Annotated in this window: 17 protein-coding genes and 1 CRISPR repeat array; of the genes, 4 read left to right on the forward strand and 13 right to left on the reverse strand. The window is 63.2% G+C overall.

The features are described from left to right. Positions 1–640: direct repeats of the CRISPR family, unit length 29 nt; unit sequence CTCTTCCCCGCGCGAGCGGGGGTAATTCC. A 114-nt stretch (positions 641–754) separates the two neighbouring features. Then, positions 755–1000, forward strand: a complete 246-nt coding sequence (locus QP305_RS08035) for a helix-turn-helix domain-containing protein (RefSeq protein ID WP_284904840.1) — start codon at positions 755–757, stop codon at positions 998–1000. A 222-nt stretch (positions 1001–1222) separates the two neighbouring features. Here the strand turns inward: QP305_RS08035 and QP305_RS08040 are convergent, their stop codons facing one another. Next, positions 1223–1537, reverse strand: coding sequence for a transposase (locus QP305_RS08040; protein WP_284904841.1), 315 nt, complete (start codon positions 1535–1537; stop codon positions 1223–1225). A 366-nt stretch (positions 1538–1903) separates the two neighbouring features. Continuing rightward, positions 1904–2893 carry an aldo/keto reductase gene (locus QP305_RS08045; protein WP_284904842.1) on the reverse strand — a complete coding sequence of 330 codons (990 nt, stop codon included), beginning with the start codon at positions 2891–2893 and terminating at the stop codon, positions 1904–1906. Positions 2894–3051: 158 nt separating this feature from the next. Here QP305_RS08045 and QP305_RS08050 point away from each other — a divergent pair, with 158 nt between their 5' ends. Further along, a complete protein-coding gene (locus QP305_RS08050) occupies positions 3052–4032 on the forward strand; it encodes a diacylglycerol/lipid kinase family protein (protein WP_284904843.1) in 981 nt (326 codons plus the stop codon). A 111-nt stretch (positions 4033–4143) separates the two neighbouring features. Here the strand turns inward: QP305_RS08050 and QP305_RS08055 are convergent, their stop codons facing one another. Together QP305_RS08055 and QP305_RS08060 are read right to left on the reverse strand one after the other, a co-directional pair. Continuing rightward, positions 4144–5286 (reverse strand): branched-chain amino acid aminotransferase, encoded by a 1143-nt coding sequence (locus tag QP305_RS08055; RefSeq protein ID WP_284904844.1) that lies wholly within the window; start codon positions 5284–5286, stop codon positions 4144–4146. 30 nt (positions 5287–5316) lie between these two features. Next, positions 5317–6387: a 3-isopropylmalate dehydrogenase gene (locus QP305_RS08060; protein ID WP_284904845.1), complete on the reverse strand. Its 1071-nt coding sequence runs from the start codon at positions 6385–6387 to the stop codon at positions 5317–5319. A 176-nt stretch (positions 6388–6563) separates the two neighbouring features. Between QP305_RS08060 and QP305_RS08065 the strand changes: the two genes are divergently transcribed. After that, a complete protein-coding gene (locus tag QP305_RS08065; RefSeq protein ID WP_284904846.1) occupies positions 6564–7745 on the forward strand; it encodes a thiolase family protein in 1182 nt (393 codons plus the stop codon). Between the two features lie 104 nt (positions 7746–7849). Here the strand turns inward: QP305_RS08065 and QP305_RS08070 are convergent, their stop codons facing one another. The 6 genes from QP305_RS08070 to QP305_RS08095 all read right to left on the reverse strand — a co-directional run bounded on the left by QP305_RS08070 (position 7850) and on the right by QP305_RS08095 (position 14354). After that, a complete protein-coding gene (locus QP305_RS08070) occupies positions 7850–9217 on the reverse strand; it encodes a PFL family protein (protein ID WP_284904847.1) in 1368 nt (455 codons plus the stop codon). A 171-nt stretch (positions 9218–9388) separates the two neighbouring features. Continuing rightward, positions 9389–9655 carry an ACT domain-containing protein gene (locus QP305_RS08075; RefSeq protein WP_026429560.1) on the reverse strand — a complete coding sequence of 89 codons (267 nt, stop codon included), beginning with the start codon at positions 9653–9655 and terminating at the stop codon, positions 9389–9391. Positions 9656–9709: 54 nt separating this feature from the next. Beyond that, a complete protein-coding gene (locus QP305_RS08080) occupies positions 9710–10525 on the reverse strand; it encodes a DsbA family protein (RefSeq protein ID WP_284904848.1) in 816 nt (271 codons plus the stop codon). Between the two features lie 213 nt (positions 10526–10738). Continuing rightward, positions 10739–11767, reverse strand: a complete 1029-nt coding sequence (gene ilvC, locus QP305_RS08085) for a ketol-acid reductoisomerase (RefSeq protein ID WP_284904849.1) — start codon at positions 11765–11767, stop codon at positions 10739–10741. Between the two features lie 144 nt (positions 11768–11911). Beyond that, positions 11912–12475, reverse strand: a complete 564-nt coding sequence (ilvN, locus tag QP305_RS08090) for an acetolactate synthase small subunit (RefSeq protein WP_284904850.1) — start codon at positions 12473–12475, stop codon at positions 11912–11914. Between the two features lie 46 nt (positions 12476–12521). Further along, positions 12522–14354: an acetolactate synthase large subunit gene (locus QP305_RS08095; RefSeq protein ID WP_284904851.1), complete on the reverse strand. Its 1833-nt coding sequence runs from the start codon at positions 14352–14354 to the stop codon at positions 12522–12524. A gap of 293 nt (positions 14355–14647) precedes the next feature. Between QP305_RS08095 and QP305_RS08100 the strand changes: the two genes are divergently transcribed. Next, positions 14648–15949 (forward strand): threonine/serine ThrE exporter family protein, encoded by a 1302-nt coding sequence (locus QP305_RS08100; protein ID WP_284904852.1) that lies wholly within the window; start codon positions 14648–14650, stop codon positions 15947–15949. On the opposite strand, the gene ilvD is transcribed toward QP305_RS08100, so the two are convergent. From ilvD to QP305_RS08115, 3 genes are all read right to left on the reverse strand, one after another. Beyond that, positions 15950–17794 carry a dihydroxy-acid dehydratase gene (ilvD, locus tag QP305_RS08105; protein WP_026429555.1) on the reverse strand — a complete coding sequence of 615 codons (1845 nt, stop codon included), beginning with the start codon at positions 17792–17794 and terminating at the stop codon, positions 15950–15952. It lies immediately after the preceding gene. Positions 17795–17882: 88 nt separating this feature from the next. Beyond that, a complete protein-coding gene (locus QP305_RS08110; protein WP_284904853.1) occupies positions 17883–18812 on the reverse strand; it encodes an ABC transporter ATP-binding protein in 930 nt (309 codons plus the stop codon). Further along, a complete protein-coding gene (locus QP305_RS08115; protein WP_284904854.1) occupies positions 18805–19899 on the reverse strand; it encodes a FecCD family ABC transporter permease in 1095 nt (364 codons plus the stop codon). Before QP305_RS08115 ends, QP305_RS08110 begins: the two co-directional genes overlap by 8 nt. Positions 19900–19924 lie beyond the last annotated feature (25 nt).

The raw sequence follows: 19924 nt of genomic DNA on the forward strand, positions 1-19924 counted from the left end.
CTCTTCCCCGCGCGAGCGGGGGTAATTCCAGGAGATAAAAATAATGGGTGTAGAAACGACTCTCTTCCCCGCGCGAGCGGGGGTAATTCCAGGAGATAAAAATAATGGGTGTAGAAACGACTCTCTTCCCCGCGCGAGCGGGGGTAATTCCGATACCTACGGCCCGGCGGCTGACCCTCTGCCCTCTTCCCCGCGCGAGCGGGGGTAATTCCACCTTGTTATCCCACTCGAACCGGGTACGCGCACTCTTCCCCGCGCGAGCGGGGGTAATTCCAAAGTTTCACAGCCGCCCCGCGATAATTACCACTCTTCCCCGCGCGAGCGGGGGTAATTCCGGCGGCGGGCTCGCCGGTATCTCGCAAATCATCTCTTCCCCGCGCGAGCGGGGGTAATTCCGAAGTCAAGACCGGAGGATATGCCACTACCTCCTCTTCCCCGCGCGAGCGGGGGTAATTCCAAGCGCGGGTCTATCATCTCATGGCAGATTGACTCTTCCCCGCGCAAGCGGGGGTAATTCCATGACCGCCGCCGTGCAGGAACTGGAGTTACACTCTTCCCCGCGCGAGCGGGAGTAATTCCACGGTAGGGGTATGAAGAACAACGCATATCTCCTGTTCCCCGCCCGAGCGGGAGTAATTCCGGATTCTTATTTCATGAGTGCCCGCGTAGCTTCTGTTCCCCGCGCAAGCGGGGGGAAAATTCCATTGATAGGGCGCTACGGCGCCCTATCGCCGTATATAAGTAGCATTGAACCATGGATAAAGATACTTTCGCCGCCAGCCGGCGCCGCCTGCACCTATCAGTAAAGCAATGCGCCGCGGCCCTCGACGTCTCACCCCGCACCCTGCGCGCCTGGGAATCCGGACGTGATCCTATCCCGCCCGGCGTCGCTGATGACCTCGCCGCGCTCATGCAGTGGCCCGCGCCACCTCACGCAAGCGACAGTAACCCTTCCCCGCGCAAGCGGGAAAATTATCAAGAACGCGTTAAACCGGAATGACTGATGCAAGCGCATCTGGTGACTACTAAGTCAGAAACTGATAGCGTAAGCGCCTATATAACCATGTTTCAGGCAAACGTATTCCAAAGCAATTTCTCGTGGATTTCGAGAGTGAAACAGGTTTAACCAGTGTGCCGTGATTGTCATGGAAACTCCCCAAACAGCATACCTATGATTAATTCACAACCACACCGTCAACCGCCGACTTGCCAATGACCGCGATTATTTCTGATGTGGGTGGCCTGCCTGACACGCAAAAAAGGCCGACGCGGCTTTCAGGAGTTCATTGACGTCGCGTAGTTCCCGGTTCTCTCGGCGTAGCCGCATATTTTCCGCTACCACGTCTTCTTCCGCCCGCCCGACAGACTCGTTCTTACGAGCCTGCTGGACCCAGCGGCGGACCGTATGCCAGGAAACATCATATTTGGACGCCACAGCCTTGCAAGCCGCTTGTAAGGACATGTTCTCGGCCCATATCCGGTCCTCGATAAGACGAACAACTCGCCCCTTAGCTTCTTGATCAAATTTCTTCGGCATAGTCCAAATGTCCTTATCTACTCGAATGGAAGAAAACCTCGTTCAGTTCACTTTCCCATACTCCCTCTTCTTTGAGATAAAACGAGACTACCAGAAAAAATAGCGAAGCAAAATACATGATACGTTCTTATAAAATCTCCCTCAGGTAGTGCTGAGCTAAACAAATGACACAAAACACAGGTAGTGTTACCCCCGCTCACGCGGGGAAAAGCGGCCCACCTAAGCAAGATACTAGATACCGAATTACCCACGCCTCGGCGTGGAAAACCGCTCGCTACGAGCCTAGTCGGTGGAGGCGAATCTGGAAAACCAACACACATGAGAACTTCTGCCACTCTTCCAAACCAGACGGCCACCCCACAGTCCCTAAAACAACGCCACCTTCTCCGGCGGCGGGAAGATCGCGTCGAGCTCAGTTAGGTCCCCGCTGCTCGGCTCCCACACCAAGGAGGCTGCATTCTGGCGGACTTGCTGCGGCGTCGTCGCACCGGCAATAACGGAAGCCACGCACGGCCGCGAGGCCAACCACGACATCGCCACCTGCACCGGCGTCACGCCGCGCGCCTGCGCAAACGCAACAAAAGCCTCAATCTGCTCCCAGTCCGTGGACTCCAGCAGCACCGCCTTCGAGTGCGCAATCCGCGAGCCCTCCGGAGCCGCACCGCGCCGATACTTGCCCGTCAGCAACCCGTTCGCCAGCGGGAAGTACGGGAAAATCCCCAGGCCAAAGCGCTGCGCAGCCGGCACCACCTCCAGCTCCGCGCGCCGATCAATCAAGTTGTAATGCGACTCAGTAGCAATTGGCCCCACCAGCCCGCGCGCAGCCGCCAGATGCGAAGCATCAGCAAGCTGCCACCCGGCGTGGTTCGACGTCGCGTAATACCGAATTTTGCCCGCCCGCACCGCATCCGACAGCGCCTCAAGCGTCTCCTCGGGCGGCGTCACACCATCCGGCGTGTGATAAAAATACAGGTCAATCGCCTCCACGCCGAGCCGGCGCAACGATGCCTCCAAGGCCCGCGTCACGTAGCGCCGCGAACCGCGCGCCCCGTAATCCGCGCCGTTGCGCCCCTGCATATCCATACCAAATTTTGTTATCACGACGACGCCGCGGGCCAGCTCACCCGCTTCCCGTAACGCCGTTCCGAACATAGTTTCCGAAAGTCCGGGTTCTTTGCCGTACACGTCGGCAAGATCGAAGGTGGTGATTCCTTCTTCAAGCGCGGCTCGCACCACGGCATTCGTACCTTCTTGCGTTTCGGTTTGCGTGTGGGCGCGGCCAAAATTATTACCACCGATGCCGACGGCGGATACCATCAGGCCGGACTTCCCTACCGGGCGATACGTCATTGTCATACCGCCAGCCTAGCGGACACCGGCCGCGCCCGTTCGGCAGCTCGGTTACGATGAGGGAACAGTGCTCACCTGTGAGCGGTGTTTTCAGGCGCGGCCTTGCAGGGAATTATGCGGCTCGGAGCGCGCCACCACCACCGAGGGAAAGAGGGCTTGCCACTATGCAAGATTCTGCGGCGCAGCAGCACCAGCGAAACGGCTATCCGGAGGGACCGCGCCAGATCCGGCGCGTTGTCCTCCTCACCAACCCGACCGCGGGAAAGGGCCGCGCCACGTCGCTAGCTGCCCATATGACCGCTGAACTGCTCAAATATGGCATTGACGTGGTGGGGCACTACGCCACCACCGTCGCGGAAACTCGTAAGAATGCCAGATTAGCGCTGGCCGATCCTAATATCGACGCCCTGGTTGCCTGCGGTGGGGACGGATTGGCGAATCTCATCGTGCAGGAGCAGGCCGGCACCGGTAAACCGCTCGGCTTAGTTGCGGGCGGGACCGGGAACGATATTGCGCGCGGCCTTGGTATTCCGCTCAACGTCGCCGGGGCCGCCCGCACCATCGCGTCCGGGTATACGGTGATGACCGACCTGGGCCTGGCCATTCGCAAAGTAAACGGTGTTTCCCAACCCGAGCGCCGCTATTTTACCTCGATCCTCGCCGCGGGGATCGATACCCGCATTAATGCTCGCGCCAAACAGATCCGGTGGCCGGGTGGTTCGGCCGCCTATTTCCTCGCGGTGCTTGCCGAAGTGGCGGCCATGCGCACCACCCCGCTCACCTTGAGTATCGACGGCGGCGAACCCTTCACCCTGGAAGCTACCCTCTGCGCGGTGGGTAATACCAGCAGTTACGGAGGCGGGATCCGGATGTGCTCGCATGCGGATCCGCGTGATGGCAAGCTGGCCCTCACCGTCGTCGGCCCGGTATCGCGCCGCACCGCGGCCCGCAACCTTCGCAATATCTACACCGGAGATTTTTCCAACCTGCGCGATATCGTCACCCAGATTCAGGTCAACAGTGTTCGCTTGGAGATGCCCGGTCTTATTCCTGCGGTCGACGGCGAAGACCTCTTCCCCACCCCGCTGAGCGTGACGGTGGCCGCTGGTGCCGGCTGCTTCCTCGTCCCGCGGCCGCGCGCGTAGCTCAACTCGGCCCCGCGCGTAGCGGCCCAGATACGAATCGTCAGCTAGGTCAGCGTCGCGCGTAGTAGTTCAACCAGCCCCACGCACGCAGCGCAACTCAGCCCAGCCGCGCTACGCGATCCGGTACATCCACCCGAAGGGATCTTCGCGAGTACCGTTTTGGATTCCGGTCAGCTCCTCGTAGATCCGCTGGGCCACGGTGTGAGTAGGCAGCTCGACGCTGAAATCTTCCCCGGTGAGCTGGCCAATGGCAGTCACCACGGCCGCGGTCCCGCAAGCGAACATTTCCGCCACACTACCGTCCTGAATTCCGCTCACCACATCGCGCAAAGCAAGGGTATCTTCGCGAACCTCCACCCCGGCACGGCGCAGCAGTTGCATAATGCACGAACGGGTATTACCGGGCAGGATATTGCCGGTAAGTTTCGGGGTGGCCACGCTACCGTCGGCGTAGACCACAAACACGTTCATCCCGCCCAGCTCATCGAGGTTCGTGGCGGTTGCGGCGTCGAGGAAAAGAACCTCATCGTATCCGGCCGCGCTCGCGGTGACCTTGGGCAGCAGCGAGGCCGCGTAGTTCCCGCCGGTCTTCGCCGCGCCCATGCCGCCGGGGCCGGCGCGGTGGTAATCGGGTTCCACCCACACCTTGATGGGCTGGAAACCGTTGGGGAAATACGCCCCGGCCGGCGAGGCGAGCACGATGTATTCGTAGGCCGCTGCCGCCCGCACCCCGAGGAAAGCTTCCGAAGCGAAAATGAAGGGCCGCAGGTACAGCGATTCGCCCGCCGCTCCCGGAACCCAGCGCCGGTCCTGGCGCACCAGATCCACCAGCGAGGCCACGAAATCATCCACGGGCAGCTCCGGGATAGCGAGCCGATGCCCCGAGAAGTTCAGGCGCACCCCGTTGTAGGTGGGGCGGAATAGCCATAGCGATCCATCCGCATGCCGGTAGGCTTTCAGGCCCTCAAAAACTTCCTGGCCGTAGTGGAGCACCGCACCGGCCGGGTCCAGGCTGAGCGGTCCGTAGGGCACGATGGCGTGGTTATGCCAGCCTTGTTCCGCGGTCCAGGTTGCCCGCGCCATGTGATCCGTGAAGTAGCGGCCGAAACCGGGGCCGGCCAGGACCTGGCTGACCTCTTCATCGCTGGCCGGGTGCTCATTCGGGTGCACAGCGAACCGCCCCGCGAGGCTATCCGCGGGCGCGGGGGTGGTAGCGGCAGCTTCCATTTCTTCCGGAGTCATCGGAACGCTCATACCTGAGTCCTTCTTTCTTGGTGGTGATCCTTAACGGTTATCTTCCATAGCGGCGAGAATAGCATCCCCGATCTGGGTGGTTGTGCGGCGCAGTGGCACACCGCGCGCCGAGGCCTCGGCACGCGCTTCCATATCCGCCCGGATAGCCGCCTCAATACGCGCGGCCGGCCCGGCGAGCCCGAGGTGGCGCAGCATCAGCGCCACCGAGGCGATGGTCGCCGTCGGATCGGCTTTCCCGGTCCCCGCAATATCCGGAGCCGAACCGTGGATCGGTTCGAACATGGAGGGGAAGTCGCCTTCGGGGTTAATATTGCCCGACGCCGCAAGCCCCACTCCCCCGCTTACCGCCCCGGCTTCGTCGGTCAGAATATCGCCAAACAGATTATCCGTCACGATAACGTCGAAACGCTGCGGGTCGGTCACCAGGTAAATCGTGGCGGCATCCACATTGCAGTAATCAACGTTGATATCCGGGTACTCCGCGGCGAGGCGATCAACGGTACGCTGCCAGAGCCCGCCCGCGTGCACGAGCACATTGGTTTTGTGGACGAGGGTGAGGTGGCGGCGGGGCCGGGAGGCGGCCAGCTCAAAGGCGTAACGCACCAAGCGCTCAGTTCCGTGAGCGGTGTTGACAGATACTTCCGTTGCCACTTCGGTGGGCATGCCGCGGTGAACACTGCCGCCGTTGCCCGAGTACAGCCCTTCGGTCCCTTCGCGCACCACCACCAGGTCAATATTTCCCGGTTCCGCCAGCGGGGTGGGAACCCCGGGGTAAAGCACACTGGGTCGCAAATTAACGTAGTGGTCAAAGGCAAAGCGCAGCCGCAGCAAAATCTCCCGCTCGAGGATTCCGGCAGGCACCCGCGGATCCCCGATAGCCCCGAGCAGCAGCGCATCATGCCCGGCCAGCGCCTCCAGATCCGCGGTGCTCAGGGTTTCCCCAGTATCCAGGTAGCGTTGCGCCCCGATACTATAGGGAGTCACGCTCAGCTCCGTACCACTTTCCGCCAGCGCGGCACGTAGCACTTTGAGGCCTTCGGGCACGATTTCCGGACCGATGCCATCCCCGGCAATAACGGCAAGATTAATAGAGGCGCGCATGTGGATGAGTATACGAGATCCGTCCACCTAGTGAGACCAAATATCTCACTCTGCGAGACGCCCGCGTGCGGCGTGACGGCACGGAGACGCGTTCTTTCGGGAGGTTAGGTACGTCTCCTGGAGCCGGCGCCGCTCTCCTCGTAGAATTGAATTCTTGAATCTCTGGAGGCAAGGTTATGGCGTTCGATTCAACTATCGTCATTGTTGGCGGTGCTCGCATCCCCACGGGGAAGTTCCGCGGCTATTACGCGAATACTCCCGCGCATGAATTGGGTGCGGCGGCGGCGCGCGCGGCCGCGGAGCGGGCCGGCATCCCGATGGCGGATGTGGATGATTTCGTGGTGGGTTGCGTGGGCCAGACCGGTGCGGATGCCTATATTTCCCGCCGTATCGCGCTGACTGCCGGGGCACGCGCCTCCTCCACTGCCCTGACTGTCAATCGGGTGTGCGGCTCCGGGGTGCAGGCGTTGGCCAGCGGCGCGAGCGCCCTGCGCTCGGGGGACGCGCGCATCGTCATGGCCGGCGGTGCGGAAAATATGACGCGCCAGCCGGTGATGGATTTTTCGCGGGCCGGTCACCTCGATGGGCCCGAGCACGTGGATGGCACTTTTTCGCTGATTTCTGATCCGTTTTCGGGCCGGCCGATGGGCTGGACGGCGGAGCGGGTGGCGGAAAAATTCGGTATTTCGCGCGCCGAGCAGGATGCTTTTGCGGCCCAATCCCAGGCCCGCGCCCAGGCTGCCATCACCTCCGGGGCTTTCGATAAGGAAAAGGTCCCTTTCACGATTGATGCCGGGAAGCCAACGGAGCGCGTCGTCGTTGCTGAAGAGTATCCGCGCACGGGGGTGACGGCCGAAACGCTCAGTCACCTTTCTCCGGTTTTTGCCGCGCACGGCACCGTGACGGCCGGTAATTCTTCTGGAATTAACGACGGCGCAGCCATGCTTGTCCTCATGCGGGAAGAGGATGCGATTGCGGCGGGTGTGGATATTCTGGGTGAGCTGGTGGATGTGGCGACCGTCGGCGTGGAACCGGAGTATATGGGTTATGCGCCGCGTTTGGCTATTGAGAAGGTGCTGGAGCGCACCGGTCTGAGCCGGGCGGATATTGGTTGGGTGGAGCTTAATGAGGCTTTTGCTTCCCAGGCGATTGCGGTGATTCGCGATGCGGAGTTGGATCCGGAGATCGTTAATCCGCTGGGCGGAGCGATTGCGCTGGGACATCCGGTGGGGGCCTCGGGAGCGATTATTTCGCTGCGCGCCCTCCTCAACCAGCGCGAACGCGGAATTGAGCATTCACTTGTGACGCTGTGTATCGGCGGCGGGCAGGGCATCGCCGCAATTATTCGCGCCCGCTAGTAGTGCTGCGGACGCGGTGGTAACAAGCAGCCCACGCCCGGTAGCGCCGCACTGTCCACGAACAGCAGCGAAGTCGGCAACCGCCGCCCCGCCGCAACCGCCGCCTAATTCTTGAATGCGTGTACCGGCGCCGGGATGGTGCCCCCGCGGGCGATGAAGGCCGCGCTGGAATAGGGGCTCACCGGCATGACCGGCGCACTGCCGAGCAGCCCGCCAAATTCCACGGTATCGCCTTCGCTCAAGCCGGTAGCGGGGATGACCCGCACGGCGGTGGTCTTGGAGTTCATGATGCCGATGGCGGCTTCGTCGGCGATCATGCCGGCGATGGTCGCGGCCGGGGTATCCCCGGGCACCGCGATCATATCCAGGCCCACCGAGCAAATGGCGGTCATGGCTTCGAGTTTGGCCAGGCTAATGGCGCCGAGCCGCGCGGCTTCGATCATGCCTTCGTCCTCGGAGACCGGGATGAAGGAACCGGAGAGCCCGCCCACGTGCGAGCAGGCCATGAGCCCACCCTTCTTCACCGCGTCATTGAGGAGGGCGAGGGCCGCGGTGGTGCCGTGAGCGCCCACGCGTTCCAGGCCCATGGCTTCCAGGGCCCGCGCCACCGAATCGCCCACTTCCGGGGTGGGAGCCAAAGAAAGATCAACAACCCCAAAGGGCACGCCGAGGCGCTGGGCGGCCAGCTGCCCCACCAGCTCCCCCATGCGGGTGATCTTGAAAGCACTGCGCTTGATTTCTTCCGCGAGCTCGTCGAAGGAGGCGCCCTCCGCCGCCGTAATAGCGCGGGTAATAACACCCGGCCCGGATACCCCTACGGACACCACGCAATCGGGCATTTCCACCCCGTGGAAAGCCCCGGCCATGAAGGGATTATCCCCCACCGAATTAGCAAAAACGACCAGCCGAGCAGCCCCGGAACCCTTATCCGTGCGGGCGGCGAGCTCGCAAATGGTCTCCCCCATGCGCGCCACCGCGCTCATATTAATTCCGGCGCGCGACGTCCCGATATTGACGGAGGAGCACACCACCGAGGTGGCGGCCAGCGCGGCGGGAATCGAATCGATGAGAGCCTCGTCCGCGCACGTCATGCCTTTTTCCACCAGAGCGGAGAACCCACCCACGAAATCCACGCCAATATCCCGTGCGCATTCATCGAGCATAACCGCCCACGGGGTGAGGTCCTTTTCCCCGCTCGCCGCGGCCACCATAGCAATCGGGGTCACGGAGATGCGCTTATTAATAATGGGGATGCCCAGTTCCGCTTCGATTTCTTGGGCCACCGGCACCAGGCGCGCGGCCCGCTCCATAATGCGGGCGCGGGCCCGTTCGCGAGCGCGCTCGCCATCAGAATCCGCGCAGTCGAGCAGGGAAATTCCCATGGTGACGGTGCGGATATCAAGGCGGTCCTCGCGAATCATCGCGAGGGTTTCCAGAATGTTGTGGGCAGTGGGCTCACTGCTGGCATACATATAGGTATTCTCCCGTTCCTGTGCGCGTTCCCATGCACGTTGGTGTGCGTATTCCCGTGCGTGCTATTGTGCGCGTTCTCGCTTCTGTGCGTAGTTCCCGTACGCGCTGTCGTGCCATTCGTGCGCGCCGGCCGGAAATAGGCACCGGACCGGACGCTACATCGGCCGACTCTATACGCGATGCATGGCGCGGAAAATGGAATCCGCCTGCACGTGAATCTCGAGTGCTTCCGCGGTGCCCAACTCCGCCATGGCCTGCTGCACCTGGGTGATGGAACTACCCTCCGGGAGCGCCACTTCGAGGATCATGGTGAAGTACTCATCCATGAGGGTCTGCGTCACGTTGATGATATTTACCCCGAGGCGGGCGAGTTCAGCGGAGACGGCCGCAATAATCCCGGTACGGTCCACTCCGGTCACAGTCATAATGGCTTTCATGGCCTCTATTGTGCCACGCCACTACGACAGTTTTTTCGCTCGCTATCGCCCCACTTACTTCAGCGGCGCGAGGAATTGGTCCAGGTTGCCGTTATTCGGGTCGCTCACCAGTTTCTCGTCAATAACAACGGCGGGAATGTACTTCATGCCGTCCGCGAGGAATTGTTCGCGCAGCTGCTTGAGAAGGGGCAGGTACTCATCCTCGGCCAGCGTGGTGCGCAAGCTTTCCAGCTGCGCCGCATCCAGGCCCACCCGGGTCGCGAATTCCTCAATGAGCTTCGGATCGGGCTGCTGGCGCTGGGCACGATCCACGTGCTTGACCACCGGGATGGAGCCTTCTTTGTAGAGCAGCTCGTGGAAATCGAGGTATTTATCCGGGGCGTTAACCGCGAACCACACTTCAGCCTGTTCGCCCTTGACGCTGTAGGACGATTCCTCGAAGCGCATATTCGGGTGGTAGACCAGGGTGATCTTCCCGTCTTTAGCCATCTGAATGAGTTCTTCGCCGTGGTCGCGCACCAGGTCATTGCACCAGGGGCACCAGTAATCGGAGTATACCCGCACCACCGGCTTGCCTTCGTTGACGCTTCCGGCTACCCCGTCCGCCCCGATGGGAATGCCGCCCCATTGATCTAGGGGCGCCGGGATTTTCTCCGTCACCACATTGGCACCGCGCTGGATGGGCACCAGATGAGCGGGTTCTTTAGTCGCACTCGGAGTCGCGCTGGCGGTGGGCCCGCTGGGCGCCGTCGTACTATCAGTGGTAGCGGCCACGGTAGGTTTCACCCCCGGTGCGTCCGAGGTATCGGTGCAGGCAGCAAGGCCGAAGGCCAGTACCCCGAGGAAAGCGAAAGCGGAACGACGACGCATCTGCGGCCTTTCTCCCAACAGAACTGAACTCATGCAAACCGGCCCACCCGCGGTACCTTGCCGCGAGCGGGCCGGCTAACTGGCGCTCATCCTAGCCGCCCCACCTGGGAACGGCAACAACGGCGGTCACGTCCCGCGCGCCCGAAGCACACGTTTTCGCGCACCGTCACGAACGCACCGTGCGCGCGCCGTCGCGCACCGTGGTCACGTCGCTTAGCGGGCGGTCTGCCCATCGGTGTAATCGGCGTCCACGTCGGTATTCCACGCGAACATGGAACGCACCTCGCGCCCGGTGGCCTCCAGCGGGTGGCGCTCGTGCTCGGCGCGCAGCTTCTTGAACTCGGGGGCGCCGGCATCCTGGTCGTCGATGAAACGCTTGGCGAAGGAACCATTCTGGATATCGGCCAGCACGTCCTTCATATGGTCCTTGACATCCGGGGTGATCACGCGCGGGCCGGAAACATAATCGCCGTATTCGGCCGTATCCGAGCAGGACCAGCGCTGCTTGGTCAGCCCACCTTCGTTAATGAGATCAACGATGAGCTTGAGTTCGTGGCACACCTCGAAGTAGGCCATTTCCGGCTGGTACCCGGCTTCCACCAGGGTCTCGAAACCGTAGGTGATGAGCTGGGAAACCCCGCCGCACAGCACGGTCTGTTCGCCGAAGAGGTCCGTTTCGGTCTCTTCCTTGAAGGTGGTCTTAATGGCGCCGGCGCGGGTACCGCCGATCGCCGCGGCGTAGGACAGCGCCACGTCCCAGGCCTGCCCGGAGGCATCCTGTTCCACGCAGACGAGCACCGGCACCCCGCGGCCGTCTTCGTACTGGCGGCGCACCGTGTGCCCCGGGCCCTTCGGCGCCACCATGCACACATCGTGGCCGGCAGCAGGCTTGATATAGCCGTAGTGAATATTGAAACCGTGGGCGAAGAACACCGCGGCGTCGGCCTTGAGATTCGGTTCGATTTCCGCGGCCCACAGCCCGCGCTGGGTCTGGTCCGGCACCAGGATCATCACGACGTCCGCTTCCTTGGTGGCATCGGCCACGGAGCGCACCGTCAGGCCCTGCTCCTGCGCTTTCGCCACCGAGCTGGAGCCTTCGCGCAGGCCCACCACCACGTCCACGCCGGAATCGCGCAGGTTGAGCGCGTGGGCGTGCCCCTGCGACCCGTAGCCAATAATGGCAACCTTCTTCGACTGGATGAGGGACAGATCGGCATCGGCATCATGGAAAATTTCTGCCATGGTTTTCTCCTTTTGTTGGGTCGGGGCCAGGCCCCACGGTTGTCGTTGTCTCGGTTTCGGTTTCGTTGCGGTCACGGCGCCGCGTTGCGTGCGGGCCTGTATTAAGTACGACGACGCCGCCAGCTGGCCGCGCGCCGCTCTGGCTTAGATGCGCCCGCGGGCAAGCTCCTCCGGGAAGTTGCCCGGGTCTCCCGCCATATCTGCGGTAACACGTTCGGAAAGCGAATGGGATCCGCGCCCGAGCGCCACGGTTCCCGACTGCACAATTTCCCGGATCCCGTAGGGTTCCAGAGCGGTGAGCAGGGCGCCGATTTTACGGTCGGATCCGGTGGCTTCAATGGTGACGGCATCCGGCACCATATCCACCACGTGGGCGCGGAAAAGGTCCACCACCTGCACCACGTGGGAGCGGGTTGTATCATCAGCACCGACTTTTATGAGGACGAGGCGGCGCAGCACCGCTTCCTCACTGTCCAATTCCACGATTTTGATGACGTTGACCAGCTTATTGAGCTGCTTGGCCACCTGTTCGAGGGGTTGCACCGCGGCGTCGACCACCACGGTGATACGCGAGAGCGCCGGGTTTTCCGTTTCTCCCACGGCGAGCGAATGAATATTGAACGCGCGGCGGGCGAAGAGCCCGGCCACCCGCGTGAGCACTCCGGGTTTATTCTCCACCAGTACGGAGAGCGTGTGGCGCTGCGGCATTGTTGTCCTTCCTTTCGTGGCGGCTCGAGCGGCGAAAATGCGCTACTCACGCGAAGTTCTCATCCACTTCGGGGCGCAGCCCCTTGGCGTACATAATCTCATCATTGGATACCCCGGCGGCAACCATCGGCCACACTTCCGCATCCGGTGAGGTAATAAAATCGATAACGACGGGGCGGTCATTGATCTCCATGGCGCGCTGGATGGCGGTGTCGACGTCGTCCTTCTTCTCCACGCGCCAGGCCGCGCAATCATAAGCCTCAGCAAGTTTCACGAAATCGGGGATACGGCGGGTGTTATTCCCGGTTTCCAGATCAGTGAAGGAATAGCGCCCCTCGTAGAAGAGGGTCTGCCACTGGCGCACCATCCCAAGCGAAGAGTTATTAATAACAGCCACTTTGATATTGATGTTATTGAGGCGGCAGGTGGCCAGTTCCTGATTGGTCATCTGGAAGGAGCCGTCGCCATCAATCACCCACACGGTGCGTTCGGGCTGGCCGACTTTCGCGCCCATGCCGGCCGGGATACCGTAGCCCATGGTGCCCGCTCCCCCGGAGGACAGCCAGCGGTGCGGATGCTCGAAACGCAAGAATTGCGAGGCCCACATTTGGTGCTGGCCCACCCCGGTCACCCAGATGGTGTCTTCACTTCCGGCCACGGCGCCCAGGCGCTCGATCACGTATTGCGGGCAGATGAGGCCGTCATCCGTGGGGGTGTAGCCGGCCGGGTAGGTTTCCCGCAGGCGATTGAGGTAGCCCCACCAGGGATCCAGATTCGCTTCCCCATACTGGGCGCGGGCCGCGCGCACCTCGCCAAGGAGGGCGGGAACGGATTGCGCCAGATCTCCGATAATCGCCACGTCCGCGGTGCGGTTCTTAGACACTTCGGCCGGGTCAATATCGAGGTGGATAACCTTCGCCTTCGGCGCGAAACCGTCCAGGGCCCCGGTCACGCGGTCATCGAAACGCGCGCCCAGCGCCACGATAAGATCGCTGCGCTGGAGGGCTCCCACCGCGGGAACGGTGCCGTGCATTCCCGGCATCCCCAGGTTGTGGGGATGGGAATCGGGTACGGTGCCGCGGGCCGGCAGGGTGGTGACCACCGGGGCGCCGGTCAGGTCGCTCAGCTCCGTGACCTCGCGGGAGACCCGGGCGCGCACCGCCCCTCCCCCCACGTAGAGCACGGGGCGGGCGGCGGTGGCAATAAGCCGGGCAGCTTCGCGTACCGCGGCGGAATCAGGCTCGCCGGCCGGGCGGTATCCGGGCAGGTCCAGGCGCGGGGGCCACACAAATTCTGTTTCTTGGTTCTGCGCGGATTTCGCGATATCCACGAGGACGGGGCCGGGGCGCCCGCTCGCCGCGAGGTAAAAAGCTTCGGCTAGGCGGGCCGGAATATCATCGGCATCGGTGACGAGGAACGAATGCTTGACCATGGGCATGGTGGCACCCACGATATCGGCTTCCTGGAAAGCATCGGTTCCGATGGCCGCCGCTCCCACCTGGCCAGTGATGGCCACCAGCGGAACCGAATCCATATTCGCATCGAGCAGCGGGGTGACAAGGTTGGTCGCCCCCGGCCCGGAGGTGGCCATCACCACGCCCACGCGCCCCGTTGCTAGCGCGTAGCCTTCGGCGGCGTGCCCGCCGCCCTGTTCGTGGCGCACCAGGATATGGCGGGGAGAATCGCTATCGTACATCGGGTCGTAGGTGGGCAAAATAGCTCCGCCGGGCAGCCCGAAGACGACATCAACACCGAGTTCCGCTAAGGTGCGGACAATGGCGCGGGCGCCGTCCATTTTTTCGCGGATCTCACCGGGATGGTCCCGGCGGGACGCGGCCGACGCGCTCATCGCGGATGCATTCATCTCGGATGCGGCCATGGTTCCTCCTTCAACCTGGTTCACCTGGTTCTTCGGGCCTGTTCTTCCGGTATCACCGAGCGGGGTGCAAGCGTGGTGGTTGGCGCATAAAAAATCCCCTCACGTGAGGGGAGCGCGCAACCGGTGGTGCGCGCTACCTCACTACGATAATAAGAAGAATCTGAGCCATGCCCTTCAGACTACCGGAGCGCGGTCCCCGAGCGCTAAAAAGATCAATCTGTCTCACATCGTGGATTTCGGTTTCATTGTTCGGACAGTTTTCCGCGGTTTTTCGAGAAGCGTACTCTGGACGCGTGAGCTTTTCGCACCGGCCGCCCGCCCCGCAGCACCCGAGCCACCTGCGCTATGCCGCACGGGCGGTTTTGCGCGCCGGCTTACTCCTCCTTGCCAGCGGCGCCTCCGCTTACCGAGTCAAACACTCCATGGAACGCACCGCGCACGCCCTGGGAATCCGCACCACCCACGCCGCGGTCTCCTTCACGGAGATCACAGTTACGTGCTACGGCTGCGGGGATGTGTGCACCCTTACCGGCGAGCAGCGCGCCCTCGGCGTGAATGCCGCCCGTATTGACGCCCTTATTGTGGCCATTGATGCCCTCCCGGCCGGCTCCACTCCCGCGCAGGTCACGAGCGCCCTCGATGATGCGATTGCGCGGGCCCGCAGCTATCCGGCCTGGTTACTGGCCCTGGTGTCCGGGCTGGCCTGCGCCTGTTTCTGTTTCCTCAACCGGGGCGGGGTGGTCGAATGCGCCGCGGTCTTCTTCGCGGCGAGCGTGGGGCAGGCGGCGCGCGGCTGGCTGGCCCGCCGCCTCGTCAATCATTTCGGGATTTGGTTCCTGGTGGGGGCGCTGGCCGCGCTGCTCTACCTGGCCACGGTGGGTGTGGCCGAAGCCTGTTGGGATATTGCGGTGGTGCACGAAGCCGGAGTGGTTTCCGCCCTCCTCTTCCTCATTCCCGGTTTCCCGCTGGTCACCGCGATGCTCGATACGATTCGCGCTGATTTCTCCGCCGGGCTCACCCGCGGCGCCTATGTCACCATGCTCATGCTGGCCGCCGGGATGGCGGTCTGGGTGGTCACCGTTATTTTCGGGACGGATATTGCCCCGCATGCCGCCTACGTAATCCCCGAGCCGTGGCTGGCTCTGGCGCGCGCGGCCGCGACCTTCGTGGCCTCCTACGGTTTCGCCATGCTTTTCACCGCGGAGCAGGGAGCGGCGCTACTGGCCGGCGCCATCGGCGCGATTGTCAATGCCGCGCGCCTGACCGCCCAGGATGCTGGTTTCTATAATGTGGCCGCGGTTTTCCTCGCGGCCCTCGGGGCGGGGGTGCTCGCCCACCTGCTCACTCGCCGCACCCGTTTTTCCCGGGTCTCGCTGAGCGTGCCGGCCGTCGTCGTCATGATTCCGGGAGTGGTATTTTTCCGCGGTCTGCACGCCATTAATGCCGGGCAAATCGCCCAGGCTGCCGGAGCGCTCACCAACGTGGTGCTGGTGATCTGCGCGGTGGGTGCCGGGGTGGCGGCCGCGCGCATGATCACCGACCGGCACTGGCTCATGGAGCCACCCCACGAACTCAGCCCAGCCTTCGACGAGTAGCTAATCCACCCGGCCGTCCACCACCCGCACCGCCCCGCGATCCGCCGAGGTGGTCATCATGGCGTAGGCCCGCAGTGCCTTAGAAACATGCCGGTCCCGCTTCTCGGGGCGCCAGGGCAGCTCCCCCATCTGTGCGCGCCGCTCGGCCAGTTCTTCTTCGGACACATCCATGGCGAGCAGCCGGGTGGGCACGTCGATAATAATATGATCACCTTCGCGCAGCAGCGCAATATTGCCGCCCGCGGCCGCCTCCGGGGACACATGCCCGATGGACAGACCCGAAGTTCCCCCGGAAAAACGCCCGTCGGTAATGAGCCCGCACACCTTCCCGAGCCCCAGGCCCTTGAGGTAGGAGGTGGGATAGAGCATTTCTTGCATCCCGGGCCCACCCTTGGGACCCTCGTAGCGGATCACCACAATATCGCCCGGTTCCACCGCTTTGGACAAAATAAGTTCGACGGCGGCCTCTTGGGAATCGACCACCCGGGCCCGCCCTTCGAAATGGAAAAGCTCTTCGCTAATCCCGGCCGTTTTAATAACCGCACCGTCCTCCGCCAGGTTCCCGCGCAGCACGCACAGCCCGCCGTCCTTGGTATAGGCGTGATCGGCACTGCGAATACAGCCGTGTTCCCCGTCCAGATCCGGGCTTTCCCAGGTGGAATCCTGCGAAAATGCGCGGGTGGTGCGCACGTTCCCCGGCGCGGCGCTGAAAAGATCACGGGCCTGCTCGGAAGGCGCCACTCCGCGGATATCCCAGGTTTCCAGCCAGGATTTCAGGTCATCGGAATGCACCGAATGCACCGAATCATCGAGCATCCCCGCCCGGTACATTTCCCCGAGCAGCGCCGGAATCCCACCGGCGCGGTGGAAGTCCTGAATATGGAATTCGGTGGAATTCGGGGCGAGCTTGACCATGCAGGGCACCCGCCGCGAAAGCGCATCAATATCCGCGAGCGTGAAATCCACGTGCCCTTCCTGGGCGATGGCCAAAATATGAAGCACGGTATTGGTGGAGCCACCCATAGCCACATCCATGGACATGGCATTGGTAAACGCCGCTTTCGTCATAATATTGCGCGGCAGCACGCTGGCGTCGTCGTCGTTATAAAAACGTTTCGTGAGCGCGACGATGCGTTTCCCGGCCTCCTCGAAAAGCCGACGGCGCCGGGTGGCGGTGGCGAGGGTCGAGCCGTTGCCGGGGAGGGACATGCCCAGCGCTTCGGTCAGGCAATTCATGGAATTTGCGGTGAACATGCCCGAGCAGGAACCGCAGGTGGGGCAGGCGTTTTCTTCCACGCGCGCGAGCTCGTCGTCCGTGATGGAATCGTCCACGGCCAGGGCCATCGCGTCGATGAGGTCAATATTATGATCGACGACGCCTTCCACCGGCTTGCCCGCCTCCATAGGACCGCCGGAAACAAAAATAGTGGGAATATTCAGGCGCATGGCCGCGATGAGCATACCGGGCGTAATTTTATCGCAATTAGAAATGCAGACGAGGGCATCCACGGTATGCGCATTGCACATATATTCGATGGAGTCAGCAATAATTTCGCGGCTGGGCAGCGAGTAGAGCATGCCTTCGTGACCCATGGCGATGCCGTCGTCCACGGCAATGGTATTAAATTCGCGCGCCACCCCGCCGTTCGCCTGGATGACGTCCGCCACGATTTTCCCGACGTTGCGCAGGTGCACGTGCCCGGGAACGAATTGGGTGAAGGAATTAGCGATGGCAATAATCGGTTTTCCGAAATCTTCCGAGCCCATCCCGGTGGCGCGCCAGAGCGCCCGCGCCCCGGCCATATTCCGGCCTGTTGTTGAGGTTGCCGATCGCAGCTGCGCCATTATTCCCCTTCGTATCGTGTGTTGTGGTGGCGGGCGGTGCCGCCGTGATCTTTAGTCTAGCCGTGTCCACGTAGTGAGAATTGCTTTCTCACTTTTCGGACGTGGTCGCGGTGGTGGTCGCGGTGGTGGTTGCGGTGGTAGGAACGACGACGATGGTCCCATCCCGCAGCGTCTCCACTCGGATCGGCCATTCGTATACCCGGGTGAGTAGCTCAGAGGTGAGTACCTGGCGTGGGGTGCCGGCCGCTTCCACCCGGCCGTGGCGCAAGAGGACCACGTCATCGCAGAGCGCGCCGGCCAGTTGAATATCGTGCAGCACGGCGACGACGGTGTGCCCGCCGGCAGCCAGGCGCCGGCACAGCTCGAGGAGGCGCTGCTGGTGGGAAATATCGAGGGCGGCGGTCGGCTCATCGAGGAGCACCACCCCGGCGCGTTGGGCGAGCACCCGCGCGAAAGTAACGCGGGCCTGTTCGCCGCCCGAGAGGCGGGTGACATCGCGGTCCTGGAGGTGGGTGACGTCGGCGGCGTGCAGGGCGGCGTCGATAATGGCAGCACCCGCGGCTCTGCCGGTGCCGGCCCCGTTCGTGGTACTGGTGCTTGCGCCTGCCGCGCCGTTCCCCCGCCCGGCCCCGTTCCCCCGTGCCGCGCCGCCGCCTCGCCCGGCCCCGTTCCCGGATCCGAGGCCCATGGCCACCAGGTCGCGCACCAGGTAGGCGAAGGGGAAGGTGGAGTTTTGCGGCATGACGGCGCGCAGGCGCGCCAGCTCCCGCCAAGAGAGGGAGGTAACCGCGGTGGTGCCGATGCGCACCTGCCCGGAGGTGGGGCTGAGGTCGCCGGCCAGCAGGGAAAGCAGGGTGGATTTGCCGGTGCCGTTAGGGCCGAGCACCCCGAGGACCCGCCCGGGGCGCGCGGTAATGCTGACGTCGTGGAGAACCCGGTGGGTACCGTAGGCGAAATTGAGGTGCTCGGCGCGAAGCGCCCCGGCCGGCCCGCCCACCGCGGAGAAAAGATCAACCACGGGCACCTCGCAGGTTCTTGCGCAGCAGGATGAAGAAGGTGGGGCCGCCCACCAGCGCGGTGAAGATTCCGATGGGGAGTTCCGCGAAAGGCACGAGGGTGCGGGCCGCGAGGTCGGCGTAAGTGAGGAGCACCGCCCCGCCCAGGAGCGCGGCGGGGATGAGCATCCGATTCATGGGGCCCATGAGGAGACGCAGCACGTGCGGAACAATGAGGCCCACGAAGCCGATCACGCCGGCAAAGCACACGGCGGCGGCAGTAAGGATGGCGGTGAGCACGATGGCGGCGGCACGCAGGGCGGCGACGTTCACACCCACGTGCCCAGCTTCGCGCTCCCCCAGGCTGAGCAGGTCGAGGCGGCCGGCCAGCGCGAGGGCTCCAAGGATACCGATGCCCACCACCGCACCCACCACGGCAACCTGGAACCAGGAGGCCCCGGCCAGCGATCCCATCTGCCAGAACACGATTTGTTCGCGGGCATTGGTATCGGCCAGGTAGGTGGCTATGGAGGTGAGGGCGGAGGCCACCGCGGTCACGGCGATGCCGGTGAGCACCAGGGTGAGAGTTTCAGCGCGCCCGTGCGAGCGCGCCAGCAGGTAGACGGTGGCAGAGGTGACGAGCCCGGCGGCGAATGCCCCTAGCGGTACCGAGAAACCGCCCAGGGCTCCGGGAACAAAAACCATGGTGAGGGCGGCTCCGAAAGCACATCCGGAGGACACCCCGATAATTCCCGGTTCGGCCAGCGGGTTGGAGAAGACCGCCTGCATAACGGCGCCGGCCACCGCGAGCGCCCCGCCCACCAGGACACCTAAGCAGATGCGGGGGAAGCGAATATTCCAGAGCGCCGCCATGACGAGGGGGTCTTCCGGGGGCGCGGCCAGCCCGAAGCGGGCGGCAACGCCGCGGGCTACATCCCCCACGGTGACGGGGAATTGGCCCAGGTGTGCGGAGAGGAGCATACCCAAAGCGAGGAGCACGGTGAGGATGAGGAACGTCCAGAAGCGCCGGTGGCGGCGTGCTTTTATACCGGCGGGCACCGCGGGGAGCGCGGTGGCCGCGTGCCCCTGGTTGCCGCGCTGTCCACTCATCCTGTCTATCTTGCCTTAATGTTGT

It is taken from the genome of Actinotignum timonense, from assembly GCF_030216305.1.
GTDB classification, from domain to species: domain Bacteria; phylum Actinomycetota; class Actinomycetes; order Actinomycetales; family Actinomycetaceae; genus Actinotignum; species Actinotignum timonense_A.

Excerpts from the sequence above, each read along its gene's own strand:
- ilvD (WP_026429555.1), bottom strand. The coding sequence starts at position 17,794 with ATGGCGCAGCTGCGATCGGCAACCTCAACAACAGGCCGGAATATGGCC.
- QP305_RS08065 (WP_284904846.1), top strand. The coding sequence starts at position 6,564 with ATGGCGTTCGATTCAACTATCGTCATTGTTGGCGGTGCTCGCATCCCC.
- QP305_RS08045 (WP_284904842.1), bottom strand. The coding sequence starts at position 2,893 with ATGACAATGACGTATCGCCCGGTAGGGAAGTCCGGCCTGATGGTATCC.
- QP305_RS08060 (WP_284904845.1), bottom strand. The coding sequence starts at position 6,387 with ATGCGCGCCTCTATTAATCTTGCCGTTATTGCCGGGGATGGCATCGGT.
- QP305_RS08095 (WP_284904851.1), bottom strand. The coding sequence starts at position 14,354 with ATGGCCGCATCCGAGATGAATGCATCCGCGATGAGCGCGTCGGCCGCG.
- QP305_RS08115 (WP_284904854.1), bottom strand. The coding sequence starts at position 19,899 with ATGAGTGGACAGCGCGGCAACCAGGGGCACGCGGCCACCGCGCTCCCC.
- QP305_RS08080 (WP_284904848.1), bottom strand. The coding sequence starts at position 10,525 with ATGCGTCGTCGTTCCGCTTTCGCTTTCCTCGGGGTACTGGCCTTCGGC.
- ilvC (WP_284904849.1), bottom strand. The coding sequence starts at position 11,767 with ATGGCAGAAATTTTCCATGATGCCGATGCCGATCTGTCCCTCATCCAG.
- QP305_RS08070 (WP_284904847.1), bottom strand. The coding sequence starts at position 9,217 with ATGTATGCCAGCAGTGAGCCCACTGCCCACAACATTCTGGAAACCCTC.
- ilvN (WP_284904850.1), bottom strand. The coding sequence starts at position 12,475 with ATGCCGCAGCGCCACACGCTCTCCGTACTGGTGGAGAATAAACCCGGA.
- QP305_RS08075 (WP_026429560.1), bottom strand. The coding sequence starts at position 9,655 with ATGAAAGCCATTATGACTGTGACCGGAGTGGACCGTACCGGGATTATT.
- QP305_RS08035 (WP_284904840.1), top strand. The coding sequence starts at position 755 with ATGGATAAAGATACTTTCGCCGCCAGCCGGCGCCGCCTGCACCTATCA.
- QP305_RS08050 (WP_284904843.1), top strand. The coding sequence starts at position 3,052 with ATGCAAGATTCTGCGGCGCAGCAGCACCAGCGAAACGGCTATCCGGAG.
- QP305_RS08055 (WP_284904844.1), bottom strand. The coding sequence starts at position 5,286 with ATGAGCGTTCCGATGACTCCGGAAGAAATGGAAGCTGCCGCTACCACC.
- QP305_RS08040 (WP_284904841.1), bottom strand. The coding sequence starts at position 1,537 with ATGCCGAAGAAATTTGATCAAGAAGCTAAGGGGCGAGTTGTTCGTCTT.